The sequence below is a fragment of the Limimaricola cinnabarinus genome (assembly GCF_002723615.1).
In the GTDB taxonomy this organism is placed as follows: domain Bacteria; phylum Pseudomonadota; class Alphaproteobacteria; order Rhodobacterales; family Rhodobacteraceae; genus Limimaricola; species Limimaricola cinnabarinus_B.
Window position 1 is genome coordinate 1 of the sequence record NZ_KZ304961.1, and the last position, 13,023, is coordinate 13,023.

Annotated in this window: 12 protein-coding genes and 1 pseudogene; 10 read left to right on the top strand and 3 right to left on the bottom strand. The window is 70.3% G+C overall.

Annotation, left to right across the window (positions count from 1 at the left end):
* Positions 1 to 594, bottom strand: a pseudogene (locus CJ301_RS18750) (hypothetical protein); the annotation flags it as partial.
* 147 nt (positions 595 to 741) lie between these two features.
* Here CJ301_RS18750 and CJ301_RS11310 point away from each other — a divergent pair.
* The 7 genes from CJ301_RS11310 to lexA all read left to right on the top strand — a co-directional run bounded on the left by CJ301_RS11310 (position 742) and on the right by lexA (position 6,236).
* A complete protein-coding gene (locus CJ301_RS11310; RefSeq protein ID WP_099277380.1) occupies positions 742 to 1,335 on the top strand; it encodes an anthranilate synthase component II in 594 nt (197 codons plus the stop codon).
* On the top strand, positions 1,332 to 2,351 hold the full coding sequence (trpD, locus tag CJ301_RS11315; RefSeq protein ID WP_099277381.1) for an anthranilate phosphoribosyltransferase: 1,020 nt from the start codon (positions 1,332 to 1,334) through the stop codon (positions 2,349 to 2,351). Before CJ301_RS11310 ends, trpD begins: the two co-directional genes overlap by 4 nt.
* Positions 2,348 to 2,998 carry a uracil-DNA glycosylase gene (locus CJ301_RS11320; RefSeq protein WP_099277382.1) on the top strand — a complete coding sequence of 217 codons (651 nt, stop codon included), beginning with the start codon at positions 2,348 to 2,350 and terminating at the stop codon, positions 2,996 to 2,998. The genes trpD and CJ301_RS11320 overlap by 4 nt, the downstream gene beginning before the upstream one ends.
* A gap of 39 nt (positions 2,999 to 3,037) precedes the next feature.
* Positions 3,038 to 3,847 carry an indole-3-glycerol phosphate synthase TrpC gene (gene trpC / locus CJ301_RS11325; RefSeq protein WP_099277383.1) on the top strand — a complete coding sequence of 270 codons (810 nt, stop codon included), beginning with the start codon at positions 3,038 to 3,040 and terminating at the stop codon, positions 3,845 to 3,847.
* Positions 3,844 to 4,317 carry a cyclic pyranopterin monophosphate synthase MoaC gene (gene moaC, locus CJ301_RS11330; protein WP_099277384.1) on the top strand — a complete coding sequence of 158 codons (474 nt, stop codon included), beginning with the start codon at positions 3,844 to 3,846 and terminating at the stop codon, positions 4,315 to 4,317. The genes trpC and moaC overlap by 4 nt, the downstream gene beginning before the upstream one ends.
* Positions 4,314 to 5,486, top strand: coding sequence for a molybdopterin molybdotransferase MoeA (locus CJ301_RS11335; RefSeq protein WP_099277385.1), 1,173 nt, complete (start codon positions 4,314 to 4,316; stop codon positions 5,484 to 5,486). The genes moaC and CJ301_RS11335 overlap by 4 nt, the downstream gene beginning before the upstream one ends.
* A 69-nt stretch (positions 5,487 to 5,555) precedes the next feature.
* Positions 5,556 to 6,236, top strand: a complete 681-nt coding sequence (lexA, locus tag CJ301_RS11340; protein WP_099277386.1) for a transcriptional repressor LexA — start codon at positions 5,556 to 5,558, stop codon at positions 6,234 to 6,236.
* On the opposite strand, the gene CJ301_RS11345 is transcribed toward lexA, so the two are convergent.
* Complete coding sequence (locus tag CJ301_RS11345; RefSeq protein ID WP_099277387.1) at positions 6,230 to 8,272, bottom strand: ComEC/Rec2 family competence protein; 2,043 nt, start codon at positions 8,270 to 8,272, stop codon at positions 6,230 to 6,232. The genes lexA and CJ301_RS11345 overlap by 7 nt on opposite strands.
* A 92-nt stretch (positions 8,273 to 8,364) precedes the next feature.
* Between CJ301_RS11345 and gltX the strand changes: the two genes are divergently transcribed.
* From gltX to CJ301_RS11360, 3 genes are all read left to right on the top strand, one after another.
* Complete coding sequence (gene gltX, locus CJ301_RS11350) at positions 8,365 to 9,768, top strand: glutamate--tRNA ligase (protein WP_099277388.1); 1,404 nt, start codon at positions 8,365 to 8,367, stop codon at positions 9,766 to 9,768.
* Positions 9,769 to 9,869: 101 nt separating this feature from the next.
* A complete protein-coding gene (locus CJ301_RS11355; RefSeq protein WP_099277389.1) occupies positions 9,870 to 11,165 on the top strand; it encodes a citrate synthase in 1,296 nt (431 codons plus the stop codon).
* A gap of 425 nt (positions 11,166 to 11,590) precedes the next feature.
* Positions 11,591 to 12,199, top strand: a complete 609-nt coding sequence (locus tag CJ301_RS11360; protein ID WP_099277390.1) for a hypothetical protein — start codon at positions 11,591 to 11,593, stop codon at positions 12,197 to 12,199.
* A gap of 3 nt (positions 12,200 to 12,202) precedes the next feature.
* Here CJ301_RS11360 and CJ301_RS11365 read toward each other — a convergent pair whose 3' ends face one another.
* Positions 12,203 to 12,979: an enoyl-CoA hydratase-related protein gene (locus tag CJ301_RS11365; protein WP_099277392.1), complete on the bottom strand. Its 777-nt coding sequence runs from the start codon at positions 12,977 to 12,979 to the stop codon at positions 12,203 to 12,205.
* Between the last annotated feature and the right edge of the window lie 44 nt (positions 12,980 to 13,023).

The following is a 13,023-nucleotide window of genomic DNA, read 5'->3' on the forward strand; positions in this document are numbered from 1 at the left end:
CGTCGCGCGCGGCGCTTCGGGCGGCTGCATGGCGAGGCTCTGCGCCTCGGGCGGCTCGGGCGCCTCGGCGCTGACCGGCGGCGCGGGCAGGTCGATGGCCTCCTCCTCCGCCGGTGTCCCCGGCAGGATCTCCGCCTCGCCCTCGGTCTCGATCACGATGCCGGTTTCGGGGCGCGGCGCATCGGCGGGGCGGGCCGTGCGCGTCACGCCGGGGTCCAGGGCAGGGGCCTGTGGCGCGACCGGGGCGGGGCTGGCAAGACCGGGCGCGGGCGTCGGCCTGTCCGGGGCGGCATCGCGCCCGGGCGTCGCCGCCGGGTTCGGCGCGGGCTCCGGCGCAGGCGCAGGCGCAGGCGCGGGCACAGGCTCGGGCGCGGGCTCCATCTCGGGGTCGGACCCGGCCGGGGGCACCGCGCCGGGCGACGCTTCATCGGGGGCGTCCCCTGCCACTGCTGGCGCGTCGCCCGGTGCCCGTTGCACCACCTCCGGCCCCGCCTGCGGCACGCGCGGCGGCTCGCCCATCAAGGAGGCGATCGCCAATGCCCCGGCCGAGACGATCAGCCCCCAAAGGCCGCCGATGATGAACCCAGATCCCACGTTCGCTGCCCCGCTGTGCCGCCCTGCCGGCAATCGCCGCCGCCCCGGACCTTGACGTTTCCCGCCTTGCGGTCCCATTTATGGCGCGACCTTACCAAGGGACCGCCGCCGAACGGTAGCCCCGAATTTTGCCCGGCCGGAGGAACCATGCTTCTGTTGATCGACAACTACGACAGCTTCACCTGGAACCTCGTGCACTATCTGGGCGAGCTGGGCGCCGAGGTGGTGGTCAAACGCAACGACGAGATCGACGTCGAGACGGCGATGGCGATGAAGCCCGAGGGCATCGTGCTCTCCCCCGGCCCCTGCGACCCCGATCAGGCCGGCATCTGCCTGCCGCTCACTCGCGCCGCCGCCGAGAGCGCGACGCCGCTTTTGGGCGTCTGCCTCGGGCACCAGACCATCGGCCAGGCTTTTGGCGGACGCGTCGTGCGCTGCCACGAGATCGTGCATGGCAAGACCGCCGAGATGCTGCACGAGGGCCGCGGCGTCTTTGCCGGTCTGCCCTCGCCCTTCCTCGCCACGCGCTATCATTCGCTGGTGGTCGAGCGCGAGAGCCTGCCCGAAAGCCTCGAGATCACGGCCGAGCTGGCCGATGGCACGATCATGGGGCTGAGGCATCGCGAGCTGCCGATCGAAGGCGTGCAGTTCCACCCCGAAAGCATCGCCTCCGAGCATGGCCACCGCATGCTCAAGACCTTTCTCGACCGCCTGCCCGACAGCGCCCCGGTGGCGGCATGAGCAACCGGCTGAAGCCGCTGATCGCCGCCGCGCTCGACGGCCCGCTCACCCGCGAGGAGGCCGAGGCGGCCTTCGGCATCCTGTTCGACGGCGACGCCACGCCCGCGCAGATGGCGGCCTTCCTGGTGACGCTCAGGATGCGCGGCGAGACGGTCTCCGAGATCGCTGCCGCCGCAACCGTGATGCGCGCGCGCTGCCTCAAGGTCCGCGCGCCCGAGGGCGCGATCGACATCGTCGGCACCGGCGGCGACGGCAAGAACACCCTCAACATCTCGACCGCGACGGCCTTCGTCGTGGCGGGCGCGGGCGTGCCCGTGGCCAAGCATGGCAACCGCAACCTCTCCTCGAAATCGGGCACCGCGGATGCGCTGGGCCAGCTCGGGGTCGAGGTGATGGTCGGCGCGGAGGTGGTCGAACGGGCGCTGCACGAGGTCGGGATCGGCTTCATGATGGCGCCGATGCACCACCCGGCGATGAAGCATGTCGGCCCGATCCGGGCCGAGATCGGCATCCGGACCCTGTTCAACATCCTCGGGCCGCTGACCAACCCCGCCGGGGTCAGGCGCCAGCTCACCGGCGCCTATGATCCGGCGCTGATCGTGCCGATGGCCGAGACGCTGGGCCAGCTCGGCTCGGAGCGGGCCTGGCTGGTGCATGGCGGCGACGGCACCGACGAGCTGTCGATCTGCGGGCCGTCGCAGGTGGCGGCGCTGGAAAACGGCAAGGTCGAGCGCTTCGAGATCAGCCCCTCTGATGCCGGCCTGCCCGAGCATCCCTTCGAGGCGATCCTCGGCGGCACGCCGCAGCAGAACGGCGAGGCGCTGGCGGCATTGCTCGACGGCGCGCCCGGCGCCTACCGCGACGCGGTGCTTCTCAATGCCGCCGCGGCGCTTCTGGTGGCGGGCCGGGCGAGCGACCTCTCCGCCGGTGTCGACATCGCCGCGCTGAGCATCGATTCGGGCGCCGCGCGCCTCGCCATCGACCGGCTCGCCGCGATCAGCTCCGGCCGGGCATGAGCGATCTGCCGGAGGGCTGGGGCGATCTGCCGTTCTTTTCGGCGGGCTGGCCCGCGCTGCGCGACCGGCTCGCCGCCCGGCCCGCGGTGCTGCCCGGCCCCGAGCTGCGGTTCCGGGCGCTGGAGCTGACCCTGCCCGAGGCGGTGCGCGTGGTGATCCTCGGCCAGGACCCCTATCCCACGCCGGGCCACGCCACCGGGCTCGCCTTTTCCGTGCCGCCGGATCTCAAGAAGCTGCCGCGCTCTCTGAACAACATCTTCGCGGAGATGCGCGACGACATCGGCTGCGCCCCGGCCTCGGGCGATCTGAGCCACTGGGCCGAGCAGGGCGTGCTCCTTCTGAACACCGCGCTTTCGGTGGAGCCGGGCGAAGCGGGCGGCCATGCGCGCTGGGGCTGGACCGCGCTGGTGGACGAGGTTCTGGGCCGCGTCGCACAGCGCCCCTGCGCCTTCCTTCTGTGGGGCCGGCACGCGCAGAAGATCGCCGCGCCGCATCTGCGCCCCGATCACCTCGTGATCGAGACCGCCCATCCCTCGCCGCTCTCGGCCCGGCGCGGTTTTTTCGGCTCGCGCCCCTTCGGGCGCATCAACGAGTGGCTCGAGGCGCGCGGCGATCCCCGGGTCGACTGGTGCGGCCCCACCGTCTGAACGCTTTCCAACGCCCCTTTCCCCCGGTAGAACGACGCCATGGACATTCTCGACAAGATCAAGGCCTACAAGCTCGACGAGGTCGCGGCCCGCAAGGCGGAGCTGCCGCTGGCCGATATCGAGGCGCGCGCCGCGCAGGCCCCCGCCCCCCGCGGTTTTGCTGACCGCCTGACCGAAGCCGCGCGCGAGGGCTACGGCCTGATCGCCGAGATCAAGAAGGCGAGCCCGTCGAAGGGCCTCATCCGCGCCGATTTCGATCCGCCCGCGCTGGCGCGCGCCTATGAGGCGGGCGGCGCGGCCTGTCTCTCGGTGCTGACCGACGGCCCCTCCTTCCAGGGCGCGGAGGAATATCTCGTCCAGGCGCGCGAGGCGACCGAGCTGCCGGTGCTGCGCAAGGATTTCCTCTATGATCCCTGGCAGGTGGCCGAAAGCCGCAGCCTCGGCGCCGACTGCATCCTGATCATCATGGCCAGCGTCTCGGACGCGCAGGCGCGCGAGCTCGAAGACGCCGCCACCCGCTGGGGCATGGATGCGCTGATCGAGGTGCATGACCGCGCCGAGCTCGACCGCGCGGCCGAGCTGAACTCGAAGATGATCGGCATCAACAACCGCGATCTCAACACCTTCGAGACCTCGCTCGACGTGACCCGCAAGCTGGCCAAGCACGTGCCGGTCGATCGGATGATCGTCGCCGAGAGCGGGCTTTCGACGCCCGCCGATCTCGCCGAGATCGCCCGCTACGGCGCGCGCAGCTTCCTCATCGGCGAAAGCCTGATGCGGCAGGAGGACGTGACCTCGGCCACGAGGGCGATCCTCGCCAACCCGCTGACCGCGCCGGGCGGCGCGTGATGCCGCTCACCCATTTCGACGAGGGCGGGCGTGCCCATATGGTCGATGTCACCGACAAGCAGGTGACCGACCGGCGCGCCGTGGCCCAGGGCGTGGTGCGGATGCAGGCCGAAACCCTGGCGCTGGTGCGCGAGGGGCGCGCGGGCAAGGGCGACGTTCTGGGCACCGCGCGGCTCGCCGGCATCATGGCGTCCAAGAAGACCGCCGATCTGATCCCGCTGTGCCACCCGCTGCCGCTGTCGAAGGTGACTGTCGAGCTCGATTGCGACGAGGCCCTGCCCGGCGTGAGGATCACCGCCACCGTGCGCACCACCGGGCGCACCGGGGTCGAGATGGAGGCGCTGACGGCGGTTTCGGTCACGGCGCTGACGATCTACGACATGCTCAAGGCCGCCGAGAAGGGCATGGAGATCGACGGCATCCGCCTCGTGCTCAAGGAAGGCGGCAAGTCGGGGCTCTGGGAGGCATGATCCCGGTCGGCGAGGCCCTCGACCGGCTCTTTTCGCTGGTCTCGCCCCTGCCGACCGAGGAGGTCGCGCTCACAGCCGCTTTGGGCCGGGTGCTGCGCACCGATGTGACCGCGACGCGCGACCAGCCGCCCTTTGCCGCCTCGGCCATGGATGGCTACGCGATCCGCGAGGCCGACCTCGCGCCGGGCGCGGTTCTGAGGGTGATCGGCGAGGCCGCGGCCGGGCATGGCTATGCGGGGCATGTCGGCCCGGGCGAGGCCTTGCGCATCTTCACCGGCGCGCCGGTGCCCGAGGGGGCCGGCCATGTGGTGATGCAGGAGGACACGACGCGCGAGGGCGAGAGGATCACCCTCGGGAGCGGCATCTCCGACAACCGCAACATCCGCCCCGCCGGGGTCGATTTCCGCGCGGGCGATGCGCTCGCCGCGCCGCGCCGCCTCACCCCCGCCGACATAGCACTCGCCGCCTCGATGAACGCCGACAGGCTCACCGTCTCGCGCCGCCCCGAGGTCGCCATCATCGCCACGGGCGACGAGCTGGTCGCACCGGGCGGCGATCCGCGCGATGACCAGATCATCGCGTCGAACGCCTACGGGCTGCACGGCATCATCGAACAGGCGGGCGGGACGGCGCGGCTTCTGCCGATCGCGGGCGACAGCATGGCCGCGCTGGCGCAGGCCTTCGATCAGGCGCGCGGCGCCGATATCGTGCTGACCATCGGCGGCGCTTCGGTGGGCGATCATGACCTCGTGGGCGACGCGGCGGCCGAGGCGGGCATGGAGCGCGCCTTCTGGAAGGTGGCGCTGCGCCCCGGCAAGCCGCTGATGGCGGGGCGCTTCGGCGAAGCGCTGCTTCTGGGCCTGCCGGGCAACCCGGTCTCCTCGATGGTCTGCGCGCATGTCTTTCTGGTGCCGCTGATCCGGGCGCTGTCGGGCCTTCCTCCGGCACCCGCGCCGCGCCGCCTCGCCCGGCTCGCCGCGCCGCTCGCGGCCAACGGCCCGCGCGAGCATTACCTGCGCGCCGTCTCGGGGCCCGATGGGGTCACCGCCTTTTCCAAGCAGGACAGTTCGCTTCTGTCGGTGCTGTCCGAAGCCGATTGCCTGATCGTGCAGCCGCCCGGCGACCGCGCGCGCGATGCGGGTGAGACGGTCGAGGTGATCGCGCTCTGAGGGCTTGACACAAAACGGGAACAGCACTAGAACGTATCCCCAACCGTCCGCGCGCATAAAGGGGCAATCATGCTGACCCGAAAACAGTCCGACCTGCTGGAATTCATCCATCGTCGGATCAAGGCCGATGGCGTTCCGCCCTCCTTCGACGAGATGAAGGATGCGCTCGACCTGCGGTCCAAGTCGGGGATTCACCGCCTGATCACCGCGCTCGAGGAGCGGGGCTTCATCCGCCGCCTCGCCCATCGCGCCCGCGCGCTCGAGATCATCAAGCTGCCCGAGGCGATGGAGGCGCGGCTCGCCGCCGAGGGCCATGCGCCCGAGCCCGATCCCAAGCCCGCCGACATGCCCGCAGAGATCGCCGCCATGGCGATGAACCTGCCGGTGATGGGCCGCATCGCCGCCGGTGTGCCGATCTCCGCCATCAGCGAGATCAGCCACGAGATCGCGGTGCCCGGCTCGATGCTGGGTCAGGGCAGCCACTACGCGCTCGAGGTGCATGGCGACTCGATGGTGCAGGCCGGGATCAATGATGGCGACGTCGTGGTGATCCGCGAAACCGGCACCGCCGACAATGGCGACATCGTCGTGGCGCTGATCGAGGATCAGGAGGCGACGCTCAAGCGGTTTCGCCGCAATGGCAAGCGCATCGCGCTCGAAGCCGCGAACCCGGCCTATGAGACGCGGATCTACAGCGACGATCAGGTCCGCGTGCAGGGCCGTCTCGTCGGGCTGATCCGCAGCTACTGAGACCAGAGGCGGCGGCCGGCCCGCTCGGCCACCGTCTCGATGCGCAGCCCCTCCGACGCGGCCCATAGCGCCAGCGCGCCGGTCTCGCGCAGGCGGCGCGCGTCGAAGCGCAGGCAGGGGCGCGGCGCGGGGTCGGCCTGATTGGCGATGAGGATATCGGCCCCGTCGCAGCCCGTGAGTGCGGCGAGCGCCGTCTTGCCCGTCACCTGCACGATGCGGGTATCCCCGAGCCGCAGCCGCAGCACCCGCGCGTGTCGCGGCAGCGCCACCGGGTCATGCGCCGCCTCCTGCGCCCGGCCATCGCCGTCATTCTCCAGCCAGACCCGCGCGGCAAAGCCGTCGCCCTTGGGCTTCGACAGCGCCCGCCCCTCCTCGGTCATCAGCCCCATGAGCGCGCCGGTCTCGCTCACCAGAAGGTCGGGCCGATCGGCGCGCGCCCAGAGCCCGGCGGCAAGGAGGAGCGGCAGGAGTGCTGCCGCCCGCCCCCGCCCCTGCCACAGCACCAGCCACAGCCCGCCAAGCGCCACCAGCGCCACCACCGCCCCCGGCGGCGCGATCACCGCCGAGCTGGCCCCGTCGAGTGCCGCGATGCGCGCGCTGACCCACAGGATCCAGCGCGAGCCGTAATCGATCATCCAGACCGCCGGCTGATCGAGCCCGAGCGGCCCGGTCACGGCGAGGATCACCGCGCCGGGCATGACCAGCCCGGCCATGGCGGGCGAGGCCGCGAGATTGGCGATCAGCCCGTAATGCGCCACGCGGTTGAAATGCGCGGCGGCAAAGGGGGCGGTGGCCGAGCCCGCGACGATCGAGGTCAGCGACAGGAGCGCCACCGGCATCCACAGCCGCGCCAGCCCCAAAGGCCGGTGCCAGCCCGCAGGCAGCCGGCCCATCACCGCGACGAGCGCCAGCACCGCGGCAAAGGACATCTGGAAGCCGGGGTTGAGCAGCGTCTCGGGCCTGAGCCCCAGCACGATCAGCGCCGCGATGGCCAGCCCGCGCAAGGAGAGCGCCCGGCGCTCGGCCAGCACCGCGCCCAGGCTCACCGCGACCATGACGAAGGCGCGTTCGGTCGCGACGTCGCGCCCGGCGAGCGCAAGGTAGAAGGCCGCCGCCGGCAGCGCCGTCCCGGCGGCGATCTTGCGCGCGTCGAGCCGGAGCGCCAGCGGCGGGATGGCGGCGATGCCAGCGCGCACCAGCCAGAAGACGAAGCCCGCCAGAAGCGCCATGTGCATCCCCGAGATCGAGACGAGGTGGTAGAGATTGCTCTCGCGCATCGCGTCATTGGCGGCGCGGCCAAGGCCCGAGCGGTCGCCCGTGGTCACCGCCGCCGCGAAACCGCCCGCATCCCCGCCGATCCGCGCGCGGATCGCGGCGCTGAGCCGGACCCTGAGCCGCGCGAGCCACGCGCCCTCGGCGCCCCTCTCCGAGGCCAGCATCAGCGGCACGCGGGCATAGCCCACCGCCCCCAATCGTGCGAACCACGCATGCCTGCGAAAATCGAAGGCCCCCGGCTCGGCGGGGCCCGGCGGCGGCGACAGATGCGCCGTGGTCATCACCCGCGCGCCCGGCGCGAGCGGGGCCACGATCTCGCCATGCAAGGACAGGCGCACCCGCTCGGGCACGCGCGTCACGTCGTCGAGCCGGACCCGGTCGAGCGTGATCCTGAGCCTGTCGCTCTGCGACCGGTCGATATCGACGATCCGCCCCTCGACGGGGCCGTAATAGCGAAATCCCAGCACCGGCGCGGAGAGCCCATGCGCCCGCGCGCCGGCCATGAGAAAGCCCATGCAGAGCAGAAGCCCGGCCCATGACAGCGCGCAGAGCGTGGAGCGGCGCAGCCGCCAGCCCGTGAGCAGGAAGAGAAGCGCAAGCCCCGCCGCGATGCCGTAGAGCCGCGCGCCCGGCTCGTCCTGCAGGCCGAACCAGATGCCGATGCCCGCGCTGAGGCAGACCGGCGTCCAGCAGGCCAGATATCCGCGCTGCCGCGCCAGCACCGCCTCGGCCCATGCCAGAGGGGCCGGAGCCGCCCCCATGGGCCACGCTTGTTTCCGCGCCCCGACCTGAGTATCCCCCATGCAAGAAAGCTGCGCCCAGCATGGTTAGCGAAAGGTTAAATCTCCCTCACATGTCCCAGACCCCGGTCGTCACCCGCTTCGCCCCCTCGCCCACCGGCGCGCTGCATATCGGCGGCGCGCGCACCGCGCTGTTCAACTGGCTCTATGCCCGCGGCCGCGGCGGCAGGTTCCTGCTCAGGATCGAGGACACCGACCGCGCCCGCTCCACGCCCGAGAACACCCAAGCCATCCTCGACGGTCTGACATGGCTCGGCCTCGACTGGGACGGCGAGCCGATAAGCCAGGCGGCGGGCGCCGAGCGCCATGCCGAGGTGGCCCGGCAGATGCTCGCCGAGGGCACGGCCTACAAGTGCTTTTCGACGCAAGCCGAGATCGAGGCCTTCCGCGAGAATGCGCGGGCCGAGGGCGGCTCGACGCTGTTCCGCTCGCCCTGGCGCGACGTGGCCGAGGCCGACCACCCCGACGCCCCCTTCGTGATCCGCATCAAGGCCCCGCGCGACGGCGCCACCACGATCCATGACGAGGTGCAGGGCGAGATCACCATCGGCAACGACCAGCTCGACGACATGGTGCTTCTGCGCTCCGACGGCTCGCCGGTCTACATGCTGGCCGTGGTGGTCGATGATCACGACATGGGCGTGACCCATGTGATCCGCGGCGACGACCACATGACCAACGCCTTCCGGCAGGCGATGATCTACCGCGCCATGGGCTGGGACCTGCCGGTCTTCGCCCATGTGCCGCTGATCTTCGGCCCCGACGGCAAGAAGCTGTCGAAGCGCCACGGCGCCACGGGTGCCGCCGAGTACCAGCAGATGGGCTACCCGGCGGCGGGGATGCGCAACTACCTCACCCGGCTCGGCTGGAGCCATGGCGACGCGGAGTTCTTCTCGGACGAAGAGGCGCGCGAATGGTTCGACCTCAAGGGCATCGGAAAATCCCCGGCCCGCTTCGACACCAAGAAGCTCGAAAACCTCTGCCGCCAGCACATCGCCGCCTCGGAGGATGCTGCGCTGCTGCATGAACTGGAGGCGTTTCTCGACGCCACCGGGCAGCTTCCCCTTACGGAATCCCAGAGGGACGGGATTTCGCGTGCCATGCCGCATCTCAAGGACCGGGCCAAGATTTTCCCGGAACTCCTTGAAAAGGCTCACTTCGTCCTGACGGAGCGGCCGATCGAGCCGGATCAGAAATCGGCCAAGGCGCTCGACGATGTATCCCGTGGTATACTGGCAGAATTGACGCCGCAGCTGCAAACTGCTAGCTGGGAGCGTGAGGCGCTGGAGGGGGTCGTGACCGCTCTGGCCGAGGCGCATGGCCTCGGTCTGGGCAAGATAGCGGGGCCGCTGCGCGCCGCATTGGCGGGGCGGATGGTCAGCCCCAGCGTATTCGACATGATGCTGGTGCTCGGCCGCGACGAAAGCGTCGCACGGATCGGGGACGCGGCGGGCTGAGACTGGCCCGGCCTTCGCCCGACGCTATGTTGCAGCGCGGCATCCACAGATCAGAGCGCCGCGCCGCCCCCGGCGGCGGCGGGACAACGAAGGGGACCTGAATGGCCGAAACCACCAAGACCGCGAAGCTGACGATCGACGGCGAAACCCACGATCTGGCGATGTACGCCCCCACCGACGGGCCCGAGGTCATCGACATCCGCAAGCTCTATGCGCAGGCGGGCGTCTTCACCTATGATCCGGGCTTCACCTCGACCGCCTCCTGCGACAGCACCATCACCTATATCGATGGCGAGGCGGGCGTGCTGCTGCACCGGGGCTACCCGATCGGCCAGCTCGCCAAGGAATCGCACTACCTCGAAGTGTGCTACCTGCTGCTTTACGGCGAGCTGCCCTCGGCCGCGCAGCTCGAGGAGTTCGAGACGCTGGTGACGCGTCACACCATGATCCACGAGCAGATGCACAACTTCTTCCGCGGCTTCCGCCGCGACGCGCATCCGATGGCCACCATGGTCGGCGTGGTCGGCGCGATGTCGGCCTTCTACCACGACAGCACCGACATCAACGACCAGCACCAGCGCGAGGTCGCCTCGATCCGCCTGATCGCCAAGATGCCGACCATCGCGGCGATGGCCTACAAGTATTCGATCGGTCAGCCCTTCGTCTATCCGCGCAACGATCTCGACTACGCCTCGAACTTCCTGCGCATGTGCTTCTCGGTCCCGGCCGAGGAATACGAGGTCAACCCGATCCTCGCCCGCGCGATGGACCGGATCTTCACCCTGCACGCCGATCACGAGCAGAACGCCTCGACCTCGACCGTGCGTCTCGCCTCGTCGTCGGGCGCGAACCCGTTCGCCTGCATCGCCGCCGGCATCGCCTGCCTCTGGGGCCCCGCCCATGGCGGCGCCAACCAGGCCTGCCTCGAGATGCTGCGCGAGATCGGCACCCCCGACCGGATCCCCGAATTCATCGCCCGCGCCAAGGACAAGAACGACCCCTTCCGCCTGATGGGCTTCGGCCACCGGGTCTACAAGAACTTCGACCCGCGCGCGAAGGTGATGAAGGAAAGCGCCGACGAGGTGCTCGACCTTCTGGGCATCGAGAACAACCCGACGCTGCAGGTCGCCAAGGAGCTTGAGCGCGTGGCGCTCGAGGATCCCTATTTCGCCGAGAAGAAGCTCTACCCCAACGTCGACTTCTACTCGGGCATCATCCTCGACGCGATGGGCTTCCCGACCTCGATGTTCACGCCGATCTTCGCGCTGGCGCGCACGGTGGGCTGGGTGTCGCAGTGGAAGGAGCAGCTCGCCGATCCGCAGCTCAAGATCGGCCGCCCGCGCCAGCTCTATCTCGGCGCCGGGCAGCGCGACTACGTGGATATCGAGAACCGCTGATCCACGCTTCGATTCCAAGGACAGGACGGGCCCGGCGGCAACGCCGGGCCCGTTTGCGTTCCGCGCTGCCACGATTCCGCCATATTTGCGCGGCCTTCATGGAAGCTGGCGCCGCGAAACGCCCGCTTTCTACGATCCCACTTCGGAGCGTCGATTGTTTCCCGAAAACCCTGTCGGAAAGGACATGTCCCGAGCAACAGGGGGCGCAAAAGAGCTAGCGATTTCCTGAGGAAAACCGGGCGCCTGAGAAATACGTATAGGCGACCTATACTTTCGAGACCTATCCTTTGGGCTAAGTTATTGGAAAAAAAGGTCAATTTCCGAAGCCCCAGCGACGATGCCACCCGATTGCCGCAATCCGAAGCGATACAGAATGCGTTCAGTAGGACCAGTGACAGTTTCAAGCCAGCGGAAGGACATCACCCATGCAAGCTCATATCGCAGTGCGGTCGACCCCCACCCCCGAAAGCGCCCATGGCACGTTTGGCGGAGAGGTCCGGGTCGGGCTGACGCTGCATGAGACCGCAGACGGCTCCCTGTCGCTGAAGCTGGAGATGCAGGAGGGCGAGGGCCAGGGGCTCGGGCTGAGCGCGCTGGTGTTCGACTTTGCCGATCAGGATCTTCTGGGGCAGCTGAGCCTGACGGGGCCGCATCTGCACCGCCAGAGCTTCGGCCGCCGCAAGGTGCGCGGCCCCGGCGCCTCCGGGCGCGGCTATGATTGCGGCGCGCGGTTCGAGCGGCAGGGCCGGCTGGGCCGGCTGGCCCCGCGCGAGACGGACCTGCTGCTGGCGCATGACCGCCTCGCCCTGACCCTCGACGATCTGGCCGGGCGCGCCTTCTCGCTGCATCTCGCGCCGATGGCGGCCAACCACGCCGCCTGCGAAGGCTTCACGATCGAGGGGCGCTTTCCCGCCCGCCCCGCCGCCGGACGCCCGGTCCGGTCCAGCGAGGACGGTTCGGTCTTCGGCGGCGTGTTCGACGAGATCCTGCCGCTGATGTCGCGGCTGATCCCGGCCAAGGCCAACGCCGCCTGAGGCTCAGCGCCCCTCGAAGCGCGCGGGCCGCTTCTCGACGAAGGCCAGCACCCCCTCCTTGAAGTCCCGGCTCTGCCCGCAGGCGCCCTGCAGGCGGGCCTCCAGCGCCAGCTGCGCCTCGAAGCCGTTCTCCGGGCTGGCGCGCATCGCCTCGCGCAGATGCCGGAAGGTCTCGGTCGGGCCGGCGGCGAGATGCGCGGCCCGTGCGCGCCAGCGCGGCTCGAACCCGGCCTCGGGCACCGCCTCGTAGATCATGCCCCACTCCGCCGCCTGCCGGGCCGGGATCCTGTCGGCGAAGAGCATCGCCCCCATGGCGCGCGCCGTGCCGACCTGGCGCGGCAGGGTCCATGTGCCGCCTGCGTCGGGGATGAGGCCGATCCGGGTGAAGGCCTGGGTGAAATGCGCCGCCTCGGAGGCGATCACCACGTCGCAGGCGAGCGCGAGATTGGCCCCCGCCCCGGCGGCGGCCCCGTTCACCGCGGCGATGCTCGGCACCCGCAGATCGCGCAGCGCCAGCAGCATCGGCACGTATTCGTCGCGCAGCACGCGTTCGAGATCGGTGGCGTTGGCCGTGCCGGTATCACCCAGATCCTGCCCCGAGCAGAAGGCCCGGCCCGCGCCGGTGAGCACCAGCACCCGCGCCGCGGCGTCGAGGTTGCGCAGGGCGTGGGTGATCTCGGCCCGCATCTGGGTGTTGAGGGCGTTCATCACCTCGGGCCGCTCGAGCGTCAGGCAGGCGACGCCTTCCTCGACCGTGAGAGTGATCGTCGAATAGTCCATGCGCGGGCCTCCCTTGGATGTCGGGGCAAGACTACAGCCCCGCG